Genomic DNA, 21,654 nt, shown 5'->3' on the forward strand with positions numbered 1-21,654 from the left:
GCTCTAGGACATCACCGCCAGCAACTCGAGCCTGAGTTCCTTCATCCCGGCCGGCACATAGATCGAGATCGACTGCGCCTTGAGCATGCGCTCGTACATAGGCCCTTTCGCCTCGAGGATGAAGTAGCAGGTATCGGGCCGTACGGGAATCGCGGCCGGCGGTTGCGGCGTGTACTGCAGGCGCACGCCGGGCAGCGCCGACAGCACGAACTTCTCGACGTCGTCCGGCGCGCCGACCTTGAAGCGCAGCGGTGCCACGTCGACCAGTTCCACCGCCGGGATGTCGGCCGAGACGGCGATATAGAAGGTGGTGTCGTCGTCGATCTTGCCCGAGTCGAGCATGCCGATGTGGTAGCAGGGCCGCACCTCGTTCAGGGCGATGCCGAAGTACTTGGCCGAGATCACGGTGTCGAGCAGCTCACGGATGAGCAGGTAGAGCTTGGCGAAGGCGGGGCCGGGATCGTGGTGCTGGTAACTGGGCAGGTCGGCCAGGGTCCAGCTCTTGGAAAACGTCATCAGGCCGCCGGCCACGTCCAGCAGCGCCTCGAACAGGCGCTCTGGGTGCAGGGCCGGATGATTGAAGTGGTGCGACAGCGCCGCATACGCCGAGCTGGCCGTGTGCAGCAGCCAGAACGAGGACATATCGCCCGAGCGGAATTCGATCACGTTGCGGGTCGGTTCGCGGTGGTGGCCGTACAGCGCGCCGACCTTGGCCTGCAGCGCGTCGAGCAGGCGGCGTAGCTGCTGGAACAGCGCCGGCGCCGCGCCCAGCGACACCGATGGCGGCACCAGCGCCGGGTCGATCTCGAAGCCGCCGGTGCTGCTCCTGCGCACGCGCAGCAGCGGAAAGTGGATGTAGGCGTCGCGCGGCTCGAATTCGGAGACCAGCCGCAGCGCGCGCTTCAGGTAGGCCAGCTGCACCGGCGCCGCTTGCGTGTACAGGTCCGGCGTTTCCTCGTTGGCCTGCAGGAAGCGCGTGGTGGTGGCCGCCTGGCCCGGCTGGACGAAGTTGGCATTGAACGGTTTCAGTCCCGGCAGCGCCGCGTAATAGGTCACGGCCTGCACCGATTGCTGCAGCTGGTTCAGGTCGACGGTGCCGGGCAGCTCGTCGATGCCGGGCGCCTCGACCAGCTCGCCGTCCTGGAAGCGCAGCGACAGGCCCAGCACCCGCAGCATGCCGCTGGCCAGCGCCTCGCGGTCGATCTCGACCTGCTCGACCCCCCATGCATACGGATGCGCCGCCTTGACGCCCTTGTACAGGCAATGCTCGTGATACGCGTCTTGGCGCTGGAAATGTTGCGGGCGTAACAGCAGGCCCTCGCCCCACAAAACTTTGCTGGTCATCGCTGGCGTCTCCCCACGTTGTTCTTTGCGAAAGGAAACGATAACGACGAGATGCTGTCGGGCATGTGAACTTGATCAAAGTTTGGTGCTGAACACCGTGGCAACATGCGATTGGTTTTCAGTGCGCAACACATCCGGACGACGAGGGGAGCTTGATGAAAGGATTTACGCCGGACCTGTTCGACCGCCTGCTCGGCCAGCCGCTGCGCAATGGCGTGGTGGTGGCGCGCCTGAATGTCGAGGAGCTCAAGGATGCGGTGGCGCGCGACCTGGAAGCGCTGCTCAACACGCGTTCGACCATCCAGGATGGGGCGCTGGCCGCCTTCCCCGAGTGTCGCCAGTCGATGGTCGGCTATGGCTTGTGCGATTTCGCCGACCGCTCGCTGTCCAGTCCCACCGACCGCGCCCATATCTGCGCCTGCATCGAACAGACCATCGCGCGCCACGAACCGCGGCTGCAGAACGTGAAGGCGCTGCTCGAAATGCGCGACGAGGCGGGCGCGCCTTCGGTCAACCGTCTCGGCTTCTCGATCACGGGCGTGCTGGTCGGGAGCCTGTCGCAAGAGCCGGTGAACTTCGACGCCGTGCTGCAGCCGTCCACGCTCCAGTACAGCATCCGCAAGAACGGCCGCGCGGTCGCGGCCAACGCCGCGCCATCGGCATCGCCGGCAGGGGTCTGAATGGACCAGCTGCTGCCCTATTACGAAAGCGAACTGGCCTACCTGCGGCGCAACCTGCGCGAATTCGCGGAGCGCTATCCGCGCATCGCCGGCCGCCTGGCGATCAGCGGCGAGGTGTGCGAAGACCCGCATACCGAGCGCATGATCGAGTCGTTCGCCTTCCTCAATGCGCGCATCGCCAAGCGCCTGGACGACGACTATCCCGAGTTCACCGAGGCGCTGTTCGACGTGCTGTATCCGCACTACCTGCGCCCTTTCCCCTCGTGCTCGATCGCGCGCCTGGACATCGCCGCCGCGGCCAGGCAACAGACCACGGTGGCCACGCTCCCGCGCGGCACCAAGCTCACCACGCGGCCGGTGCGCGGCGTGGCCTGCATCTTTCGCACCGTCTATCCGGTCGCGATGGCGCCGCTGGTCCTGGGCCGCGCGGCATTCTCGCCGATCATCCAGGCGCCGGATGCGGCGCGCCTGCCGGCCGGCGCCAGCGCCAGCATCAGCCTGTCCCTGGCCGTCACCTGCGAAAGCGGCGGCCTCGATGCCATCGACCTGCCCGCGCTGCGCCTGTTCCTCGATGGCGAGCCGTCGTTCTGCGCCGCCCTGCGCGACGCGCTGCTGGCGCGCACGGTCGCCGCCTATGTGCAGCTCGAGGGCGGCCACTGGATCGCGCTGCCGGCGCTGCCGGTGCGCGCCGCCGGCTTCGACGAAGACGATGCGCTGATCGACTTCCCGGCCCGCTCCCACACCGCCTACCGGCTGCTGACCGAATACTTCTGCTTTCCCGAGAAATTCAACTTCGTCGACCTCGACCTGGCGCTGCTGGCGCGCAGCCTTCCGCCCGGCACGCGCCGCTTCAGCCTGCACCTGGCGCTGGCCGGCATCCGCAGCGACTCGAACCTGGCGCGCATGCTCGGCACGCTGTCGACCAACAACCTGGTGGCGGGCTGCACGCCGGTGATCAACCTGTTCGCCCAGCGCGGCGAACCGATCCGACTGACGCACGCCACGGCCAGCTATCCGGTGCTGGCCGATGCGCGCCGCGCCTATGCCTACGAGGTCAATGCGATCGACGAGGTCAACCTGGTGCGCGAGACGCCGCAGGGCGAGACGGTGGTGCGCTTCCAGCCCTTTTATTCGCTCAAGCATGCGCAGACGCCGGAACAGAACGGGCATTACTGGGCCCTGCGCCGCGACGACACGATGGCCGAGCGCAGCCCCGGCTTCGAGACGCAGATCTCGATCGTCGACATCGACTTCGACCCGGCCGACGTCGAGACCACGACCCTCAACCTGGAACTGACCTGCACCAACCGCGACCTGCCGCTGCTGCTGAGCTACGGCCAGCCGGGCGGCGACCTGTTCCTCGAAGGCGGATCCGGCGTGCGCGAGATTTCCTTCCTGCGCAAACCCAGCCCCACCTGGCGCTTCGCGCGCGGCCGCAGCGCCCACTGGCGACTGATTTCGCTGCTCTCGCTGAACCACCTGTCGCTGGCCGACGGCGGCGTCGACGCCTTCCGCGAGATGCTGGCGCTGCACGACCTGCCGCGCTCGGCCGCCTCGACGCGCCAGGTCGGCGGCGTCAATGCGATCGCCTATACGCCCACCAGCGCCTGGTTGTCGGGCAATCCCTTCAACTGCCTGGTGCGCGGGGTCGAGGTCAGGATCGGCATCGACGAGGAAGCCTTCGTCGGCAGCGGCATCCATGCCTTCGCCCACATCGTCGAGCGCTTCCTGGCGCTGTACGTGCACGCCAACAGCTTCACCCAGCTGGTGATCGTGTCCCATCAATCCGGAGAGGAGCTGCTGCGATGCGCGCCCCGAAGCGGCGAACTGAGTCTCCTGTAATCGAGCGCCTGCTGCGCGAGCCGTGGCGCTTCGAGTTCTTCCAGGCGGTGCGCGTGCTCGAGCTGTGGCTCAAGCGCCGCGGCCGCCCCGCCCACGGCCTGGTGGCCGACATGCTGCGTTTTCGCAATTCGATCTCGCTCGGCTTCCCGGCCAGCCAGGTCGAAGCCATCGAGCCCGAGCTGCGCGACCTCGATATCGGCATGCCCTTCGACATGCTGGTCGACGCCGCCGCGCTGGGCGACGCGCTGGAGCAGGGCACCCTGCGCCGGCTGCACCTGACGCCTGCCTTCATGGGCCTGCTGGGCGGGAACGGCGTGCTGCCGGTCCACTACACCGAGCGCATCGCCGAGCACCAGGCGCGCCACAAGAACGAAGGCGAGGACGAGGGCCCGCGCGCCTTCCTGGACGCCTTCTCGAACCGCTCGCTGGCGCTGTTCTACGAAGCCTGGCGCAAGTACCGCCTGCCCTTCAAATACCAGCTCGATGGGCAGGACGCCTTCCTGCCGCTGCTGCTGTCCCTGGCCGGCCTGGGCGACGCCGCCCTGCGTCGCCGCCTGGGGAGCGACGCCGATGGCGCCGTGCTGGACGAGTCGATCGGCTACTTCGCCGCCGCCATCCGCCACCGGCCGGTGTCCGCCGTGCAGCTGGCGCGGGTGCTGTCGGAATACTTCGGCGAGCAGGTCGAGGCCGAACAGTTCGTCGGTTCGTGGTACGACGTTCCCATCGCCCAGCAGACCGTGCTGGGCCAGGACAGCGCCGTCCTCGGCACGCGCGCGATCGCCGGCGCGCGGGTCTGGCAGCGCAGCCTGCGCCTGCGCCTGGTGGTCGGGCCGCTGGCGCACGCCGGCTTCCAGGGATTCTTGCCGGGCGGCCTGGCGGCGCGCGCGCTCAAGAGCGTGCTGGCGCTGTTCACCGGCGTCGCGCTCGAGTACGAAGTCGAGGTGGTGCTGCGCGCCGCCGACGTCCACAACACCACGCTCGGCGACGCCCACCCGGGGCGCCTCGGCTGGGATGCCTTCCTGGTGCTGGACGCCCCGCCGGGCGATCGGCACGATGTGCGCTACGACCTGCACGCGGTCTAGTTGCCACCTTTTCAATCCTGTCGAACGCACCCGCCGCCGCCCGATGGCGTATGCTGGCAATGTCGGGCCTCGCGCCTCAATGAACGGGAATGGTGATGAGCGAACGTATCATCTCGGCGATCAAGCTGGGCGGCCAGCAACTGGCGGCCGTGGTCACGCTGCCGGGGCCGGAACGCTACGAGTATTTCATCAAGCGCGTAGCCGATGCACGCGAAGTGTGGGGCCTGTACCAGGACGGCTGGGCCCTGGCCAAGACCGATGACGGCACCCTGGTGTTTCCCATGTGGCCGGCGAGCGACTACGCCGCCCTGTGCGCCGAATTCGAATGGGACGGCTACGACGCCCAGGCGTTCTCGCTCGAAGAGCTGATCGACGAACTGCTGCCGCAACTCGAAGAAGACAGCGTCTTGCCCGGCGTGTTCTATACGCCGGGCGACAAGGGGATCACGCCCAGCGTCGTCCAGCTGATCGGCGACCTGGAGGACGAACTGCGCAGGATGTAGGTTTCACAAGCGCGCCAGCAATTGCTCGACCACGGCCAGCTGCACCGGCCTGGTGAGATGATGATCGAAGCCGGCCTCGCCCGAGCGCTGGCGGTCGCTCCCGGCGCCCCAGCCGGTCAGGGCCACCAGCACGACTCCCTCCAGTTCGGCCATCGCGCGCAGCGAGCGCGCCACGTCGTAGCCGCTCATGCCTGCCTTCCCGGTGAAATTTTATCTATACCACAGCGCCCTGCCGAAGGCGTCCGCGTCCTGCGAATGACACAGAAATGTTCAAGATTGCGATGGGCGAACCCCGAACGGCTTGAACCGATGTCATCAAACTGTGACCGAACTGTCACGGAGTCGTCATGTTGCCTTACTACTATCTAGTGGCTTTCCTTTCCCTCACTACATAACAGGATCCACTTCCGTGAACAAGCCGACCGATTTCGCCCGCATCCCTGCCGAACATGATGATGTCGATTCGAACAATTCGTCGAACGAACACTTCAGCGACGTTCTCCAGAAACGCCTGAGCCGCCGCAATATGCTGCGCGGCGGCGCCGCAACGGCTGCAACCGCCCTGCTCGGCAGCTTCGGCCTGACCGGCTGCGGCGGTTCGGACGACGATCCTGTCACCCCGCCGACCACCACCCCGCCGCCGACCGGCACCAACCCGCCGCCGGCAGTCGAGAAGCTGCTCGGCTTCACCGCCGTGGGCAAGAGCCTGGCCGACCGCGTGGTCGTCCCGGCTGGCTATACCGCGACCGTCCTGTACGCGCTGGGCGATCCGATCAGCAGCGGCACCGCCGCCTTCAAGAACGACGGCACCGACACCGACTACGAGAACCGCGCCGGCGACCACCACGACGGCATGGAATTCTTCTCGCTGTCCGACAGCGGCGGCGTCTCGACCAGCGGCGCCACCCGCGGCCTCTTGGCGATGAACCACGAAGCGACCACCAACGAAGGCCTGCCATCGTTCTTCGTGCACGCCAACGGCGGCACCAACTCGCTGCCGCGCCCGGCCCCTGAAGTCGACAAGGAAATGGCCCTGCACGGCCTGTCGATCGTCGAAGTGCGCAACAACGGCGGCAAGTGGGAATACCTGCAGAACTCGACCTTCAACCGCCGCGTGCACCAGCAGACCGAAGTGCAGATCTCGGGCCCGGTGCGCGGCAATGCCCTGGTCAAGACCAAGTACTCGCCGGACGGCACCAAGTTCCGCGGCACCATCAACAACTGCGGCACCGGCCGCACCCCATGGAACACCTATCTGTCGGGCGAAGAGAACTGGGCCGGCTACTTCACCCGTTCGAGCACCGACAATGCCGCGCGCGGCGACAAGAGCGTCGCTTCGCTCAACCGCTACGGCCTGGCCCAGGGCACCGCTTCGCGCCATGGCTGGGAAACCGGCGGCCTCGATGACAAGTACCAGCGCTGGAACATCAGCAAAACCGGCACGTCGGCCGACGGCAGCGACGACTACCGCAATGAACTCAATGGCGAAGGCTACATCATCGAGATGGATGCCTACGACAAGAACCGTCCGCTCAAGAAGCGCACGGCGCTGGGCCGCTTCGCCCACGAAAGCGCCTCGTTCGGCCGCCTGACCGCCGGCCAGCCGCTGGCCGTCTACATGGGCGACGATTCGCGCGGCGAATACATCTACAAATTCGTCTCGACCGCACCGTGGAACCCGGCCGACGCCATCGCCGCCGATCGCATCGCCACCGGCGACAAATACCTCGACAGCGGCAAGCTGTACGTCGCCCGTTTCAATGCCGACGGCAAGGGCCAGTGGATCGAGCTGAACATCGCCAACGCCGCCATCTCCGCCTACGCCAACTACAAGTTCGCCGACCAGGCCGACGTGCTGGTCAACGCCCGCCTGGCCGCCGATGCCGTCGGCGCGACCAAGATGGACCGTCCGGAATGGTGCGCGGTGAACCCGGCCAACGGCGAGATCTACTACACGCTGACCAACAACAGCAACCGCCGCGTCGAGCCGAGCAGCTCGAGCCAGGTCGCCCCGGACGCGGCCAACCCGCGTTCGTACACCGACATGAAAGGCGCTACCTCCCAGCTGGGCAACTCGAACGGCCACATCATCCGCGTGCGTGAAGATGCCGCCGGCTCGACCGCCACCGGCTTCACTTGGGACGTCTACCTGTTCGGCGCCGAAGCTGCCGCCGATGCCTCGCGCATCAACCTGTCGGGCCTGACGAACGACCAGGACTTCTCGAGCCCGGACGGCTTGGCCTTCAGCCAGTCGACCGGCATCTGCTGGTTCCAGACCGACGATGGCGCCTACACCGACGTCACCAACTGCATGATGGTGGCCGGCCTGCCGGGCAAGGTCGGCGACGGCAAGAAAGTCACCCTGAGCTATCCAAAGACCGACGGCTCGACCCTCTCTGTCGACACCTTCGTCGGCGCCGCCGCCAGCGCCGATACGCTCAAGCGCTTCCTGGTCGGCCCGGTCGGCTGCGAACTGACCGGCATCACCGAAACCCCGGACGGCAAGGCGCTGTTCGTCAACATCCAGCACCCGGGCGAGACCACCGCCGCGGCCAACGTCGGCGATGCGACCAAGTTCACCAGCCAGTGGCCGGCGAATGCCGGTTATGGCGCCGGCAAGCGTCCACGCTCGGCGACCCTGGTCATCACGAAAAACGACGGCGGCCGTATCGGTTCCTGATCGACCGGTAACGTCGTCCGGGCCGTAGGGCTCGAACGGGCCGGTTGCGCAAGCAGCCGGCCCGTTCTTTTTATTGCGCGCAAGATAGGCCGGCGCGGCCCGTGTCAGCATCGAGCGGACCGTCAACCGGGAGCCCCTTCATGTCCGCCTTGCCACTTGCCTCCTACCTGCGTCTTGCGCGCGCCAGCGCCGTCTACGACATCGTGCAGATCCTGCCCTTCGCTACGCCCTGGACCTTCGGCCTGCTGATCGAGCGGCTCTCGGCATTGAACGTGTGGCTGGGCGGTGCGCCGCTGCCGCCGTTCGCGCCGCTGCACCTGCTGCTGTCGACGCTTCTCGGCACGCTGGTGCTGCTATGGTGCGCGGTGCGCCTGAAAGCGCCCAGCCTGCGCCTGGGCCGCTTCGACGGCGTCGGGCGCCTGCTGTTCGCGCTCTGGATCGCCTGGGCGATGCTGGAGGCCGAGCTGCCGGTGCTGTGGCTGTTCCTGGTCCCGGAGTTGCTGTGGGGCGTGGCCCAGTGGTGGCCGGTGGCTCAGGCCAGCGGCAGCAGCACGCCGCGCGCCGCCTTCACCAGCGCCGCGCCCATGCGCTCCAGCCGCGGCGGCTGAATGCGCCAGGCGTGCCAGTACAGCGGCACGTCGTGGAACAGCGCCGGCGCCAGGTCGACCAGTTCGCCATTGTCCAGGAAGGCGCCACACTGCTCCTCCGGCAGCATGCCGTAGCCCATGCCGTGGCGCACCGCGTGCACGAAGGGATCGCTGGCCGGCACATAGTGGAATGGGTAGGCGCCATCGGGCAGGCCGAAATGGGTGAGCAAAAAGGACGACTGCATCGCATCCTTGCGGTCGAACACCACCAGCGGCGCGCGCTGGGCCGCCGCGCGCGTCATCCCATCCGGGAACCAGCGGCGTGCGAAGTCGGGCGAGGCCACCATCCGGTAGCGCATCACGCCGAGCGGGCTGGCGCTGCAGCCGCGCATCGGTTCCGTCTCGCCCGAGATGCAGGCCACTGCGTGGCCGCCCTCCAGCAGCGCAAAGGTATGGCCCTGGTTGTCCAGGACGAATTCGACCAGCAGTCCTTCTGCATCCAGGAGCGGCGCCAGCACCGGCAGCAGCCAGGTCGCCAGGGTGTCGTTATTGACCGCCAGCGTGACCCGCGCGGGTCCAGGATCATCCTTCATCCCCGCCAGGAATTCCGATTCGAGCAGGGTGGAGCGGCGCAGGTATTGCAGCAGCCGCGTGCCGGGCGCGGTCGGGCGGCAGGGACGGCTGCGCACCAGCAGCGGCGTGCCCAGCTCCTGCTCGAGCGCCGCGATGCGCTGCGACACCGCCGACGGCGTGACCTTGAGCTGGGCGGCCGCCGCTTCCAGGCTGCCGCAATCGATGGCGGCCAGGAAAGCGGCGCTGCGGCGGGGATCGATCGTCATGGATTAATTTTGCTTAAGTAGGCTGAATAATCATGAATATAATTGAAGTAGATCCGCCGGGCTGGGATAGTGGCGCCTTTCCCAAGGAGTTTGCCATGTTCTCGCACCAGGTTTATCTACAGGGGCTGGTCCTGGGCGCTGGCCTCATCATGGGCATCGGCGCCCAGAACGCCCACGTGCTGCGCACGGCGGTGCGCGGCCGGCACGTGCTGCCGACGGTCGCCACCTGCATCGTGGTCGACGTGATCCTGATCGCCGCCGGCACCGCCGGCCTTGGCGCCTTGATCGAAGCCTCGCCGCTCCTGATGGCGCTGGCGCGCTACGGCGGCGCCGCCTTCCTGGTCTGGTACGGCCTGCGCTGCTGGAAGAGCAGCCTGCGCGGCGGCGCTTCGCTGGCGGCCGATCCCCCGGCCCAGGCGCAGACCCTGGGCGCGGCGCTGGCGACCGTGCTGGCGCTGTCGCTGCTCAATCCGCACGTCTATCTCGATACCGTGGTGTTGCTGGGCGCCGTCGGCAGCAGCCTGGCGGCCGATCAACGCAGTTCTTTCGCGCTGGGCGCCATCACGGCCTCGATCCTGTGGTTCACCGCGATCGGGCTCGGCGCGCGCCGCTTCGCCTCGACCCTGGCGCGGCCCACGGTGTGGCGCGTGTTCGAGGCGCTGACCGGCGCCATGATGCTGGTGCTGGCGGCGTTGCTGCTGATCGACAGCTGAGAAAAAAACAGCTGGGTAGGATGTTGTCCGGTGTAAAGTTGCTATTTCTCCATCCTACGCCCCGGAGGCTGCTTGAACCGCTCGACCCTGAACATCCTGTCCCTGTGCCTGGCCGCCGCTGGCTGGTCTTCCGCTCACGCTGCCGACGTGGTCATCACCGCCGACCGCCTGCTCGACGTCAAGAGCGGCCGCATGATCCAGAACCCCGAGATCCTGGTGCGCGACGGCAAGGTCGTCAGCCTCAAGCCCGATGCCGCCACGCCCCCCGCAAGCGACGCCACCCGCATCGCCCTGCCCGGCATGACGCTGCTGCCCGGCCTGATCGACATGCACGTCCACCTCGATTCGGATCCGACCTATGGCGGCTATACGGGCCTCGAATACAACGACCGCTTCTGGTCGGCGCTGGCCGTGGCCCATGCGGGCAAGACGCTCGATGCCGGCTTCACCACGATCCGCAACCTGGGCGCCTCGGACTGGAACGACGTCGGCCTGGGCCAGGCCATCGCCGCCGGCAAGGTGCGCGGCCCGCGCATCGTGCCCGCAGCCTGGTCGTTCGGCGCCACCGGCGGCCATTGCGACAGCACCTACTTCCCGCCCTCGATGGACGAGAAAAACCCGTACAACGCCGACAGCCCGGACGAGGGGCGCAAGTCGGTGCGCACGCTGCGCAAGTACGGCGCCCAGGTGATCAAGATCTGCGCCACCGGCGGCGTCTTCTCACGCAATACCGAGCCGGGCCAGCAGCAGATGAACCTGGCCGAAATGCGCGCCGTCGTCGAGGAGGCGCACCAGTGGGGCCTGCAGGTGGCGGCCCATGCCCACGGCGCGGCCGGCATCAAGGACGCGATCCGCGCCGGCGTGAACACGATCGAGCATGCGAGCCTGATCGACGACGAAGGCATCGCGCTGGCCAGGAAGCACGGCGCCTGGCTGTCGATGGATATCTATAACGGCAGCTATACCGCGGCCGAGGGCAAGAAGAACGGCGTGCTCGAAGATAACCTGCGCAAGGACCGCGAAGTAACGGAGCTGCAGCGCCAGAACTTCAGGAAAGCCCACGCGGCCGGGGTCAAGATGGTGTTCGGCACCGACGCCGGCGTGCACCCGCACGGCGGCAACGCCAAGCAGTTCGCGGTGATGGTCCAGTACGGGATGACGCCGCTGCAGGCGATCCAGGCCGCCACCGTGAATGCGGCCGAGGCGCTGGCGCGCAAGGACGTCGGCATCGTCGAGCCGGGCCGCCATGCCGACATGGTGGCGGTCAAGGGCGATCCGACCGTCGACGTCACCCTGCTCGAAGCGCCGGCGGTCGTGATCCAGGGCGGCGCCATCGTCAAGGGCGCCGCGCTTTAAAGCTCGTCCAGGCGCGCCAGGGATGCCAGCAGCGGCGCGCAGCGCTCCCTGAGCAGCGCATGCAGCAGCTTCACCGCGGGCGAGAACTGCTTGCGGTGCGGGCACACCAGGTTCAACGGGGTGGCTTCGCCGGGTACTTCGGGCAAGACCACCTCGAGCCTTCCTGCTTGCACATCGCCACAGACGTCGAGCCAGGATTTATAGGCGATCCCTTCGCCCGCCACGGCCCAGCGCCGCACCACGTCGGCATCGTCGCTGACCAGCGCTCCCCTGACCTGCACCACCTGTTCTCCTTGCGGCAGCGCAAAGCACCAGCGGTCATAGATCCGCCCGCGCAGGCGATAGGCCAGGCAGGCGTGATCGGCCAGCGCCGCCAGCGCAGGCGGGCGGCCATGCCGCGCCAGGTAGTCCGGCGACGCGACCAGCATGCGCCGATTATGTGGCGCCACCGGCAGCGCGATATAGCTCGCATCCTCGATCTGGCCATAGCGCAGCGCGATGTCGACGGGATCGCGGAACACGTCGGCCACCTGGTCCGACACCAGCAGCTGGATGTCCAGGCCCGGATGCGCGCGCCGGAATTCGGCGATCCACGGCAGCAGCACATTGCGGCCGAAATCGGACGGCGCCGCCACCTGCAAGGTGCCGGTCAGCGACGCGTCCTCGCCGCGCATGCCGTCCACGCCGTCGCGCAGCGCCTGCAGCGCATCCTGGGCGAACGGCAGGTAGCGCTTGCCCTCGTCGGTCAGGCGCAGGCTGCGCGTCGAGCGGGCAAACAGGCGGATATCGAGTTCGCGTTCGAGCCGCCCGATCGCGGCGCTGGCCTGGCCGGGCAACAGGTTCACTTCGCGCGCGGCCTGCGAAAAGCTGCCCAGGGCGGCGGCGCGAACGAACAGCGACAGGTCGTCGAGGCGGATCATTTACTCTCCCACAGTGAAAGTGAAACCCTGCCGTGGCGCTGTTTCGTGGCGCGGCCCATCGCTAGAATCGTCATCGCTGATTCACACACTTTACGCCCGGAGAACAAAATGAAAGCGATAGTCTATACCCAACACGGCCTGCCCATTGACCACCCGCAGGCCCTGGTCGACACCGAACTGCCGATGCCGCTGGCCGGCCCGTACGACCTGCTGGTCGAAGTACGCGCGGTCTCGGTCAATCCGGTCGACACCAAGCTCCGCCTGGGCGCCGCCGTCAGCGAGCCGCGCGTGCTGGGCTGGGATGCCAGCGGCGTGGTGCGCGCCGTGGGCTCCGCCGTGACGCTGTTCGCGCCGGGCGACGAAGTGTTCTATGCCGGCTCGATCGTGCGCCCCGGTTCCAACAGCCAGTTCCAGGCGGTCGACGAACGCATCGTCGGCAGGATGCCCGCCAACCTGGGCTTCGCCGAAGCGGCCGCCCTGCCCCTGACCTCGATCACGGCCTGGGAATTATTGTTCGATCGTTTGCGCGTGGCGGAAGGCGGCGGTGAGGGCAAATCGCTGCTGATCGTCGGCGCCGGCGGCGGCGTCGGCTCGATCCTGACCCAGCTCGCGCGCCAGCTCACCAAACTGACCGTGATCGGCAGCGCCTCGCGCGACGCCACCCGCGAATGGGTGACCAAACTGGGCGCCCACCACACGGTCGACCATACCCGCCCGATGCAGCCGCAGCTGGCCGCGCTGGGCTTTGACAATGTCGACATCGTGATCAGCCTGACCCACACCGACCACCACTACCAGGACATCATCGACGCGCTGGCGCCGCAGGGCCAATTGGCGCTGATCGACGATCCGGCCACGCTCGATGCCGTGCCGCTCAAGCGCAAGTCGATCTCGCTGCACTGGGAACTGATGTTCACCCGCTCGATGTTCGAGACGGCCGACATGGTGCGCCAGCACGAGCTCCTGGACCGGGTGGCGGCGATGATCGAGGCAGGCACGTTGACGACCACGCTGGGCGAACACTTCGGTACGATCAACGCCGCCAACCTGCGCCGCGCCCACGCCCTCATCGAGAGCAACCGGGCGATCGGAAAAATCGTGCTCGAGAACTTCTGAGGCCAGGATCGCTTAAGATCGTCGGGTTAACCCCATTACGCAAAGGAAGACCATGAATATCCTGTCGGCCGCAACGAAGCGCCATACCGCCAAAGCCTACGACGCCCAGCGCCGCATCCCCGAGGAAGTGATGCAGCAGGTATACCAGCTGTTGCAGAACAGCCCGTCGTCGGTCAATTCGCAGCCGTGGCACTTCATCGTCGCCAACACGCCGGAAGGCCGCGCGCGCATCGCCAGGGCGGCCCAGGGCGGCTATTCGTATAACGCGGCCAAGATCACGGACGCCTCCCACGTGATCGTGCTGTGCTCGCGCATCGACATGGACGAAGCCCATTTGAACGCCCTGCTGGACCAGGAAGAACGCGATGGGCGCTTCCGCGATGCGCAGGCGCGCGCCGGCCAGGACGCGGCGCGCCGCGGCTACGTCTACCAGCACCGCTTCGGCGGCAAGGACGTGGCCCAGTGGCTCGAAAAGCAGGTCTACCTGGCGCTGGGCACCGCGCTGCTCGGTGCGGCCACGCTCGAGATCGACGCGACCCCGATGGAAGGCTTCGACCAGAAGATCCTGGACGCCGAATTCGGCCTGAACGAGAAGGGCCTGGCCAGCCTGGTGCTGGTGAGCTTCGGCTATTCGTCGGCCAGCGATTTCAATGCCGGCCTGCCGAAGTCGCGCCTGGCGCAGGAGGCGACCTTCAGCTTTATCTGATCGCCTGGTTCGCCCTCGATTTTGGCCATCTGCAGATTGGCTGAAATCGAGGGATATACGACCAATAGGCCAATGTGCATCTCCGTAGACTGTTTCTATCGACAACGAAACAACGACAGGAGAAACACCATGCACATGACGAACAACACCATCCTCATTACCGGCGGCGCATCGGGCATCGGCCGCGGCCTGGCGGAAGCCTTCCACAAGCTGGGCAATACCGTGATCATCGCGGGCCGCCGCAAGGCGCTGCTGGACGAAGTCGTGAACGCCAATCCGGGCATGTATGCGGTCGAGCTGGATATCGCCGATGCCGCCAGCATCAAGCGCGTCGCGGCCCAGGTGACTACGGACTTCCCGCATCTGAACGTATTGGTCAACAATGCCGGCATCATGCCCTTCGACGATGCGGCCGGCGAGATCGACGAAGAGACAATGCTGTCGACCGTTACCACCAACCTGCTCGGTCCGATCCGCATGAGCTCCGCGCTGGTGGGCCACCTGAAACAACAGCCGCGCGCCACCATCGTCAACAACACCTCGGTGCTGGCCTACGTGCCGCTGGCCTCGACCGCCGTGTACTCGGCCACCAAGGCGGCACTGCATTCGTACACGCTGTCGCAGCGCTTCATGCTGCGCGATACCTCGGTGACCCTGCAGGAAATCGCGCCGCCCTGGGTCAACACCGACCTGATCCACAAGGGCGACGATCCGCGCGCGATGCCGCTCGAGGCCTTCATCGAACAGACCATCGCCGGCCTGGCGACGGGCAAAGAAGAAGTGGTGGTCGAAGCGGCCCAGCCGATGCGCGCCAACGCAGGCGCCGGCGAGCACAAACTGGTCAACGAGTTCAATGCCTACCTGGCGGCGAACCCGATTCCGACGCACTGAGTGAACTGACGCGCGCGTCAGGGATCGAGCGGATCCCAGGGGTCGACGCGCAGCGAGCGCAGCGACGGTACGAACTCCACCTCGTACGGCGAGTGGCGCTGGCCGACGGTACCCGGATCGTAGCCGAGTTCCGCCGGATTGCGGGCCGCGAACTCGGGGCTCGAGATATAGCGGCTCTGGCTGGCGTTGGCGACGATCAGGGTTGGCTTGTCCAGCGGCGCGCCCATTGCGTGCAGGCGCCGGGTGGCGTTGCGCAAGTTGGTCGTCGTGTGGCGCGCATAGGGCTCGATCACGATGCGTTCGGCGGGAATTCCGAAGCGCTCGACCAGCGTCCTGCGCATCTCCACCGCCTCGACGAATTGCGATCCTTTCGGATGCACGGCGGCGCCGCTGGTGATGATGAAGCCCACGTCGCCCTGCGCGAAGCGGCGCGCCGCCAGCTGCAGGTGCAGCTTGCTGCGCGCGCTGATCGAGAGCGCCGGATTGTCCGGCCCCACGCCGGGAATGATGATCGCCGAATAGCGGTAGCGCTGCCAGTCGGTCTTCTTCGCCAGCGCGAACGGCGCCGCGTTATGGGCCTGGTCGAGCGGCTCGAACAGCACCGCGTCGCGCCGCTCGTTGGCATCGATCAGGGCGATGGCCAGCGCGATGCTGGAGTCCAGCCGCACGGCCGGATCGTTCTTGCCGGCGTCGGCCAGCCAGATCGCATCCGCGACCGATGCCTTGAAGCCGGCGCCGTCGGCCTTCTCGACCGGACCGTCGATCATCGGATAGCGCGGCTGGGCGCCGAAGCCGTAGGTCTGCAGCACGGCGTTCAGGCCGCGCAGCTCGCGCACCACCTGGGCCCTGGCGCCGTCGTCGGCCATGCCGGGCTGCTTGCCCGACGCCGGTACCGAAGAAGCCACCGCGTCCATCTCGGCATCGGTCCAGGTCGATGCCAGCAGCAGGCACTTGGGCGCGAGTTCGCAGGCGTCGATGCGCTTTCGGCGCTGTTCCAGCACGGCGGCCAGCGCGGCCGGCGCCCGCTCGGGCTGGATGGCGCTCACCAGCGGGAACATGCGGCCCGCCATCAACGACCAGTGGCGATCTACCGCCGGGGCGGCGTGCAGGGGAAGTGCCGCAGCCAGTGCGGCGGTGAGCATGAGATGCTTGATCATGGATGTCACCAGGCCTTGCTGATCGAGAAGCGCGCGCTGCGTCCGAACACCGGACGGCCATAGATCGCCACGCTGCTGCCCTGGCCCGCCAGCGCATCGGTACGGGTATTGCCTTCGGTGAGGCCTTTCTCATTCGTGAGGTTGTCGCCGCTGAGCTGGAACTGCCAGTCGCCGCGCGTCACGGTCACGCCGGCGCCGATGGTGTGGAAGGACGGCAGTTCGGTCGCGTTGAAAAAGTCGACATAGCGCTTGCCCATGTAGGCGACGCTGCCGTAGACGTCGACATCGTTGCCTGCAACGTTGAAACTGTAGCTTGGGCGGATGTTGCCGAACACCTTGGGCTGGCGGATCAGCTGGTTGCCAATGATGCGCGAGGGATCGGCGCCGGTGGCGCTGGCGAAGTCGCGGTATTCCGGTTCCTGCACCGTCAGCGAGGCGTTGAGCACGAAGCGGTCGGTCAGGTACCAGGCGCCGTCGGCCTCGGCGCCCTGCACCACGGCCTTGCCGTAGAACGGCAAGGTCTGGTCGTTGCGGCCGGTGAGCGGGTTGAAGGCCACGAAGGAAGCGTTGAGCGGATCGAAGTTGGTGCGGAAGGCGGTCACGTACAGATAGGAGCGCCCGAGGGTGGCCTTGACGCCGACTTCGTACTGGTCGGCCTTGGTGGTCAGCACCAGCGGATCGACCGACGAGGCCACGTTCATGGTCGGCGGCACCTCCAGGTGCGACACGCGCGCATAGCCGCCCAGGTTCGGGGTGAAGTCGTAGTTGGCGCCCAGGGTCCAGTTGGTGGTGCGCGGCTTGTAGACGTGCGACTGGCGCTCGCCGGTGAAGCGGCGCGTGGTGTCGTCGGCCAGGGTCGCACCGTCGCCCAGCTTGGCCTGCGCGGTCAGCAGCGCATAGCCGTCGTAGCGGTAACGCTCGGTGCGCACGCCGGCGTCCAGGCGCAGCTGGTCGTTCACGGTCCAGGTGTCGTTCAGGTACAGCGCGCCCATGCGCGCCTCGACGTCGCCCTGGTTCAGGGTGGTCGTGTAGCGCAACACGCCGTTGTCGGTGACCGAGCCGAGCACTGCGCCGTCGGCCGAGTAGGCCACCAGGTCGAGGGTGCGCGGCCGACCCTTCACTTCGATCAGCATGTCGTTGTAGACCGACTTGCTGGTGGTGCCGTAGGCGCTGATGTAGAAGCCGCCTTTCACGTCATGGCTACCCAGGCCGGTGTCGAAAGTGCGCGTCAGGTTGACGTCGGCCTGGTGCGAATAGAAGGTGGCGCCGACCGCGCGGTACTGGCCCTGCATCACCAGGCCGGAATCCTGGGCCGGGTCGTAGGCCTGGGCGCCGTTGCTGCCGGCGACCGCATAGCCCAGGCGCGCGACCGGGCCGAAGGCGGCCCTGGCAGGGGCCAGGAAGCCGTTGGCGAAGGTGGTCGCGTCGGCCGGGTTCGAGGTCGAGTAGAAAGCGTCGAAATCGAGCTTGCCGCGGGTGGCGCCGGCCTTGGCCGACAGCTGCCAGGCGCCCAGGTCGCCCTCGTACTGCAGGCCCAGGTTGCCGAACTCGAGGTGGCGGCCATCGGCCAGGTCGCGCGTTTCGCTCTGCAGCTTGCCGCTGCCGTCCAGGTATTTTTGCGGCACGCTGCGCAGGGCGGGCGAATTCATCGTGCCATCGAAATAGTCGATATAGCGGTCGAGCGAGACCGCCGGATTGCGCGGATCCGAGACCGGAATCGGCAGGTAGAAGGTGTTGTGGTCGTTGAGGTAGTTGGCGCTCAGCTTCCAGGTGCCGCTGTCGGTCACATGCTTGATGTTGGCGCGGATCTGGCCGCCGCGGTCGTTGGGGAAGCCGTTGTCGCGGTGGCCGTCGTCCTCGCGGATGAAGCCGCCCACGGCATAATAGGTCTTGTCGGCGAGCTTGCCGGACTGGTAGGCGTCGAGCCGCTTCAGGCCGGTGGTGCCGACCGTGACCCGGGCCTTGCCCATGGTCTTTTCGGAGCCGGTGACGGTGGTATTGTTGACGATGGCGGCGGCCTGGCTGGCGTAGATCGGCGCCGGCCCGCCGCGCACGATTTCCACGTTCCTGGTCATCAGGTCGTAGCGGTTCATGCTGTCGCCGCGGAAGAAGAAGCCGTTAATCTCGGTCATCAGCGGCAGCCCGTCCTGCTGGAACAGGGCATAGCCGTCATCGGTCGGGATGCCGCGCACGCGGGTGACGTTCTGCACTTCGCCACCGGTCGCCTCGACCTGGATGCCGGGCATCTTGCCCAGCAGGTCGGCCATGTTCAGCGGCGCCAGTTTCTGGATATCGCCCTGCGACAGCGAGTTGACCGCATACGACACGTCGAAGCGACGCTGCGGACGCGCCGAACCGGTGACCACCACCACCTGGGAATCGGTAATGGCGTCGGCGTCCTCGCTGATGGCGGGCGCCACAGGAGCTTGCTGGGCCATTGCATGTGGGCCGGCCAGGGCAAGGGCGCCAAGTGCACAGTGCAGCGCCAGGGTCATTCTGGTCTTGATCATCGGGTTAATCCTGTTGGAATGTAAATAAACCCAGCCAGCTTATTGCCCATTTTTGACCGTATTATTTATTACTCGTGAAATAAATATTAAAATTCGAAATCCCGCGTCCGTGGACGATATAACGAGGTTCCAACGATGAAACCCGCACGCCTGCACCTGCTCTCGGAAGAAAAACGCCTGCTGTGGCAGCTGCGCATGAAAGGGCCGATGCCGCGCACCGAACTGGCGCTCTCGCTCCAGGTGAGCAACTCGGCATTGACGAAGCTGTCGCACAACCTGATCAGCCTGGGCCTGGTCGAGGAGCGCGAGGCGCTGGAGGCGCCCACGCGCGGCCGGCCGACCATCCCGCTCGGTATCTCGCCGCAGGGCGGTTTCGCGGCCGGCGCGACAGTGCACAAGGGCGTGCTCGAGATCGCCCTGGTCGATTTTTCGGGCGAGATCATCGCGCTCGCCAGCGAGCAGATCGGTACGCCGAGCCCGGTCGAATTCGCCGCCATCGTGCAGCGGCACCTGGACCTGATCAGCGTGCGCCACCGCCTGCTGGGCCAACGCTTCTTCGGCATCGGCGTGGGCCTGCCCGGTTCGCCGCGTACGCGCAAGGGCGACTCCTGGCATACGGTAAAGGAACTGCCGGGCTGGAACGACATGCCGCTGGGGCAGATGCTGGGCGATGCGCTCGGCACGCCGGTGTTGCTGGAAAACGACGCCAACGCCGCGGCGGTGGCCGAGTACTACCTGAGCAGCGCCGGGCGCAAGGCATCGACCGTGGTCGTGATCCTGCTCGGCTACGGCATCGGCGCCGGCGTGATCGAGGACGGGCGCCTGGTCAAGGGCGGATTTGGCGGCGCCGGCGAAGTCGGCATGCTCTATCCCGGCCATCTGCCGCGCCCGAGCACGCTGGATCTGCTGTCGGTGCTGGGCGACGCCGGCTGCCGCATCGATTCGGTGGCCCGCTTCGACGAACTCACGGCCGGCTTCGAGGCCGTGGTCGAGGACTGGCTCGACCGCGCCGCCGGCCAGCTGGAAGTGCTGGTCAACAGTGCGATCGCCTGGTTCGATCCGGAAGACGTCGTGTTTTCGAGCCCTTTGCCGGCCTCGGTGGTGGCGCGCCTGGCCGAGCGCCTGAACGCCATGCCCCTGTGCTGGCCGGCAGAGCGGCCGGGCCAGATCCGCATCTCGGCGCTGGGCGGCAGCGCCATCGCGCTGGGCGCCGCGCTGCTGCCGATCCATGCGGCGACGACTCTCGTAGCCGGCTAGCGCGCTGACATCAGGCTGTCATGCGCGGCGGCTATGCTGGCGCGATGCCAGACTTTCGCGCATGCGCCGCCCAGCTGAACCGCGACCGCCACGTCGTCGGCTACGCATCGGGTAACTTCGGCAAGGCGATCTTCCTCGGCAGTATCGATATCACGCTGCTATTCCTGCTGACCGACATCATCGGCATGCCGGCGGCGCAGGTCAGCCTGCTCATGCTGGTCGTGTTCCTGGGCGACCTGGCGTTCGACATCGGCGCCGGCATGCTGGCGGCGCACGCCGACCGCCGCGGCATCGGCTATCCGCGCCTGATCGCCCTGTGCGTCCTGCCCTGCGCCTGCGCGTTCGCGGCGCTCTACGCCCTGCCGCTGCTGCAGGCGAAAAGCTTCGTCCTGATCGCCACCCTGCTGCTGCTGCTGCGCGCCAGCTACGCCCTGATCGACGTGCCGCACAACGCCCTGCTGGCGCGGGTGACCGTGGACAGCCACGCGCGCGGCCGCGCGTCCGGCTACCGCACCCTGTTCAGCGCCAGCGCCAGCGTGGTCGTCGCCACCGTGATCGCACCTTCGATGAACGCCGCGGCGGGCCATGCGACCCCGCTGCGCATGGCGTGGCTGGGCATCGGCGCGGGCGTCCTGTTTTGCGCCACCCTGCTGCTGGCGGCGTGGTCGTCGCGGGCCGCCGGCCGGCCCTGCGGCCCGGTTCCACGGCAGGCCGCAGCCAGCGGCTGGTGGCCCAGGTCCGACCGGCTGTTCGGCGCGATCGCCGTGGTGGCCGTGGTGACCGGCTTCGCGATCCCGATGTTCGGCAAGACCCTGCTCTACCTGTGCACCTATGTGCTGCACGACGCCGCCTTGGCCGGCCGGGTGCTCCTGACGCTGGCCCTGAGCGGCATCGCCGGCGCCACCTTGTGGATTGCGCTGGTGCGCCTGCATGACAAGACGACGCTGCTGGCGCTGAGCCATGGCGTGGCCGCCACCGGCATCGGCCTGTTCGCCTGTGCCGGCGCGCACCAGCCGCTGCTGCTGGCATGTGCGGCGCTGGCCGGCGTCGGCCTGGCGGGCGTGGCCATGCTTCCGTGGGGGATCTTGGCGGACATCGTCGATTTTTCAGAATTTCGCTATCGCGAGCGGAGCGAGACCGTGGTATTCGCCGCGATCCTGGTCTTGCTCAAGGCCGGCGGCGTGGCGGCGCTGGCGACAATCGGCTGGACGCTCGGCTATTTGGGGTATGTGCCGGGCGCGGTCCAGGCGCCGGCCGTCGTGCTGGGGCTCAAGGCGCTGGCCTTCGGCGTGCCGGTGCTGGGCTCACTGGTCGCGATCCTGGTCTTGCTGCGGCTGGATATCGGACACGCGATGCATGCGCGGGTGCGCAGGGTCAACGGCTGGCGCGCGCGCGCCAGGCAGTGCGACAGGCTCAGGACGGCCGGCGCAGGCGTGGCGCACCAGGTATCGATCACGGCAGCCGGGTAGTG

Annotated in this window: 19 protein-coding genes; 13 read left to right on the forward strand and 6 right to left on the reverse strand. The window is 67.3% G+C overall.

Going from position 1 to position 21,654, the window contains the following annotated elements:
- Positions 1–3 precede the first annotated feature (3 nt).
- A complete protein-coding gene (gene tssK, locus E8M83_RS07250) occupies positions 4–1,344 on the reverse strand; it encodes a type VI secretion system baseplate subunit TssK (RefSeq protein ID WP_137172680.1) in 1,341 nt (446 codons plus the stop codon).
- 155 nt (positions 1,345–1,499) lie between these two features.
- On the opposite strand from tssK, the gene tssE reads away from it, so the two are divergent.
- From tssE to E8M83_RS07270, 4 genes are all read left to right on the forward strand, one after another.
- Complete coding sequence (gene tssE / locus E8M83_RS07255) at positions 1,500–2,024, forward strand: type VI secretion system baseplate subunit TssE (protein ID WP_137172681.1); 525 nt, start codon at positions 1,500–1,502, stop codon at positions 2,022–2,024.
- Positions 2,025–3,866 carry a type VI secretion system baseplate subunit TssF gene (gene tssF / locus E8M83_RS07260; RefSeq protein ID WP_137172682.1) on the forward strand — a complete coding sequence of 614 codons (1,842 nt, stop codon included), beginning with the start codon at positions 2,025–2,027 and terminating at the stop codon, positions 3,864–3,866.
- Positions 3,830–4,948 carry a type VI secretion system baseplate subunit TssG gene (tssG, locus tag E8M83_RS07265; protein ID WP_137172683.1) on the forward strand — a complete coding sequence of 373 codons (1,119 nt, stop codon included), beginning with the start codon at positions 3,830–3,832 and terminating at the stop codon, positions 4,946–4,948. Before tssF ends, tssG begins: the two co-directional genes overlap by 37 nt.
- A gap of 95 nt (positions 4,949–5,043) precedes the next feature.
- Entirely contained in the window at positions 5,044–5,451 is a 408-nt protein-coding gene (locus tag E8M83_RS07270) for a DUF2750 domain-containing protein (protein ID WP_137172684.1), read from the forward strand.
- 3 nt (positions 5,452–5,454) lie between these two features.
- Here the strand turns inward: E8M83_RS07270 and E8M83_RS07275 are convergent, their stop codons facing one another.
- The gene (locus E8M83_RS07275; RefSeq protein WP_206077433.1) at positions 5,455–5,640 is read right to left on the reverse strand and encodes a hypothetical protein; all 186 of its coding nucleotides are present in this window, start codon (positions 5,638–5,640) and stop codon (positions 5,455–5,457) included.
- A 220-nt stretch (positions 5,641–5,860) separates the two neighbouring features.
- Between E8M83_RS07275 and E8M83_RS07280 the strand changes: the two genes are divergently transcribed.
- Both E8M83_RS07280 and E8M83_RS07285 read left to right on the forward strand, forming a co-directional pair.
- Complete coding sequence (locus E8M83_RS07280) at positions 5,861–8,131, forward strand: PhoX family phosphatase (protein ID WP_137172685.1); 2,271 nt, start codon at positions 5,861–5,863, stop codon at positions 8,129–8,131.
- A gap of 140 nt (positions 8,132–8,271) precedes the next feature.
- Positions 8,272–8,739 (forward strand): hypothetical protein, encoded by a 468-nt coding sequence (locus tag E8M83_RS07285; protein ID WP_137172686.1) that lies wholly within the window; start codon positions 8,272–8,274, stop codon positions 8,737–8,739.
- Here the strand turns inward: E8M83_RS07285 and E8M83_RS07290 are convergent.
- Positions 8,664–9,557, reverse strand: coding sequence for a LysR family transcriptional regulator ArgP (locus E8M83_RS07290; RefSeq protein ID WP_137172687.1), 894 nt, complete (start codon positions 9,555–9,557; stop codon positions 8,664–8,666). The two genes, E8M83_RS07285 and E8M83_RS07290, sit on opposite strands and share 76 nt — an antisense overlap.
- 95 nt (positions 9,558–9,652) lie before the next feature.
- Between E8M83_RS07290 and E8M83_RS07295 the strand changes: the two genes are divergently transcribed.
- A complete protein-coding gene (locus E8M83_RS07295; RefSeq protein WP_137172688.1) occupies positions 9,653–10,270 on the forward strand; it encodes a LysE/ArgO family amino acid transporter in 618 nt (205 codons plus the stop codon).
- A 72-nt stretch (positions 10,271–10,342) separates the two neighbouring features.
- Entirely contained in the window at positions 10,343–11,626 is a 1,284-nt protein-coding gene (locus E8M83_RS07300; protein ID WP_137172689.1) for an amidohydrolase family protein, read from the forward strand.
- Here E8M83_RS07300 and E8M83_RS07305 read toward each other — a convergent pair.
- Positions 11,623–12,546, reverse strand: coding sequence for a LysR family transcriptional regulator (locus E8M83_RS07305; protein ID WP_137172690.1), 924 nt, complete (start codon positions 12,544–12,546; stop codon positions 11,623–11,625). The genes E8M83_RS07300 and E8M83_RS07305 overlap by 4 nt on opposite strands.
- Positions 12,547–12,654: 108 nt before the next feature.
- On the opposite strand from E8M83_RS07305, the gene E8M83_RS07310 reads away from it, so the two are divergent.
- From E8M83_RS07310 to E8M83_RS07320, 3 genes are all read left to right on the forward strand, one after another.
- Complete coding sequence (locus tag E8M83_RS07310) at positions 12,655–13,662, forward strand: zinc-binding alcohol dehydrogenase family protein (RefSeq protein ID WP_137172691.1); 1,008 nt, start codon at positions 12,655–12,657, stop codon at positions 13,660–13,662.
- Between the two features lie 52 nt (positions 13,663–13,714).
- A complete protein-coding gene (gene nfsB, locus E8M83_RS07315) occupies positions 13,715–14,368 on the forward strand; it encodes an oxygen-insensitive NAD(P)H nitroreductase (RefSeq protein WP_137172692.1) in 654 nt (217 codons plus the stop codon).
- 129 nt (positions 14,369–14,497) lie between these two features.
- The gene (locus tag E8M83_RS07320) at positions 14,498–15,259 is read left to right on the forward strand and encodes an SDR family oxidoreductase (RefSeq protein WP_137172693.1); all 762 of its coding nucleotides are present in this window, start codon (positions 14,498–14,500) and stop codon (positions 15,257–15,259) included.
- Between the two features lie 17 nt (positions 15,260–15,276).
- Here the strand turns inward: E8M83_RS07320 and E8M83_RS07325 are convergent, their stop codons facing one another.
- On the reverse strand, positions 15,277–16,416 hold the full coding sequence (locus tag E8M83_RS07325) for a YdcF family protein (protein ID WP_206077434.1): 1,140 nt from the start codon (positions 16,414–16,416) through the stop codon (positions 15,277–15,279).
- A 5-nt stretch (positions 16,417–16,421) separates the two neighbouring features.
- Positions 16,422–18,926 carry a TonB-dependent receptor gene (locus E8M83_RS07330; RefSeq protein WP_206077435.1) on the reverse strand — a complete coding sequence of 835 codons (2,505 nt, stop codon included), beginning with the start codon at positions 18,924–18,926 and terminating at the stop codon, positions 16,422–16,424.
- Positions 18,927–19,061: 135 nt separating this feature from the next.
- Between E8M83_RS07330 and E8M83_RS07335 the strand changes: the two genes are divergently transcribed.
- Both E8M83_RS07335 and E8M83_RS07340 read left to right on the forward strand, forming a co-directional pair.
- Entirely contained in the window at positions 19,062–20,183 is a 1,122-nt protein-coding gene (locus tag E8M83_RS07335; RefSeq protein ID WP_137172694.1) for an ROK family transcriptional regulator, read from the forward strand.
- Between the two features lie 44 nt (positions 20,184–20,227).
- Complete coding sequence (locus E8M83_RS07340) at positions 20,228–21,652, forward strand: MFS transporter (protein WP_170976718.1); 1,425 nt, start codon at positions 20,228–20,230, stop codon at positions 21,650–21,652.
- The last annotated feature ends 2 nt before the right edge of the window (positions 21,653–21,654 follow it).

The sequence above is a fragment of the Massilia sp. HP4 genome, from assembly GCF_005222695.1.
GTDB lineage: Bacteria > Pseudomonadota > Gammaproteobacteria > Burkholderiales > Burkholderiaceae_D > Telluria.

Excerpts from the sequence above, each read along its gene's own strand:
- tssK (WP_137172680.1), bottom strand. The coding sequence starts at position 1,344 with ATGACCAGCAAAGTTTTGTGGGGCGAGGGCCTGCTGTTACGCCCGCAA.
- tssE (WP_137172681.1), top strand. The coding sequence starts at position 1,500 with ATGAAAGGATTTACGCCGGACCTGTTCGACCGCCTGCTCGGCCAGCCG.
- tssF (WP_137172682.1), top strand. The coding sequence starts at position 2,025 with ATGGACCAGCTGCTGCCCTATTACGAAAGCGAACTGGCCTACCTGCGG.
- tssG (WP_137172683.1), top strand. The coding sequence starts at position 3,830 with ATGCGCGCCCCGAAGCGGCGAACTGAGTCTCCTGTAATCGAGCGCCTG.
- E8M83_RS07270 (WP_137172684.1), top strand. The coding sequence starts at position 5,044 with ATGAGCGAACGTATCATCTCGGCGATCAAGCTGGGCGGCCAGCAACTG.
- E8M83_RS07275 (WP_206077433.1), bottom strand. The coding sequence starts at position 5,640 with ATGAGCGGCTACGACGTGGCGCGCTCGCTGCGCGCGATGGCCGAACTG.
- E8M83_RS07285 (WP_137172686.1), top strand. The coding sequence starts at position 8,272 with ATGTCCGCCTTGCCACTTGCCTCCTACCTGCGTCTTGCGCGCGCCAGC.
- E8M83_RS07290 (WP_137172687.1), bottom strand. The coding sequence starts at position 9,557 with ATGACGATCGATCCCCGCCGCAGCGCCGCTTTCCTGGCCGCCATCGAT.
- E8M83_RS07295 (WP_137172688.1), top strand. The coding sequence starts at position 9,653 with ATGTTCTCGCACCAGGTTTATCTACAGGGGCTGGTCCTGGGCGCTGGC.
- E8M83_RS07305 (WP_137172690.1), bottom strand. The coding sequence starts at position 12,546 with ATGATCCGCCTCGACGACCTGTCGCTGTTCGTTCGCGCCGCCGCCCTG.
- E8M83_RS07310 (WP_137172691.1), top strand. The coding sequence starts at position 12,655 with ATGAAAGCGATAGTCTATACCCAACACGGCCTGCCCATTGACCACCCG.
- nfsB (WP_137172692.1), top strand. The coding sequence starts at position 13,715 with ATGAATATCCTGTCGGCCGCAACGAAGCGCCATACCGCCAAAGCCTAC.
- E8M83_RS07320 (WP_137172693.1), top strand. The coding sequence starts at position 14,498 with ATGCACATGACGAACAACACCATCCTCATTACCGGCGGCGCATCGGGC.
- E8M83_RS07325 (WP_206077434.1), bottom strand. The coding sequence starts at position 16,416 with ATGATCAAGCATCTCATGCTCACCGCCGCACTGGCTGCGGCACTTCCC.
- E8M83_RS07330 (WP_206077435.1), bottom strand. The coding sequence starts at position 18,926 with ATGATCAAGACCAGAATGACCCTGGCGCTGCACTGTGCACTTGGCGCC.
- E8M83_RS07335 (WP_137172694.1), top strand. The coding sequence starts at position 19,062 with ATGAAACCCGCACGCCTGCACCTGCTCTCGGAAGAAAAACGCCTGCTG.
- E8M83_RS07340 (WP_170976718.1), top strand. The coding sequence starts at position 20,228 with ATGCCAGACTTTCGCGCATGCGCCGCCCAGCTGAACCGCGACCGCCAC.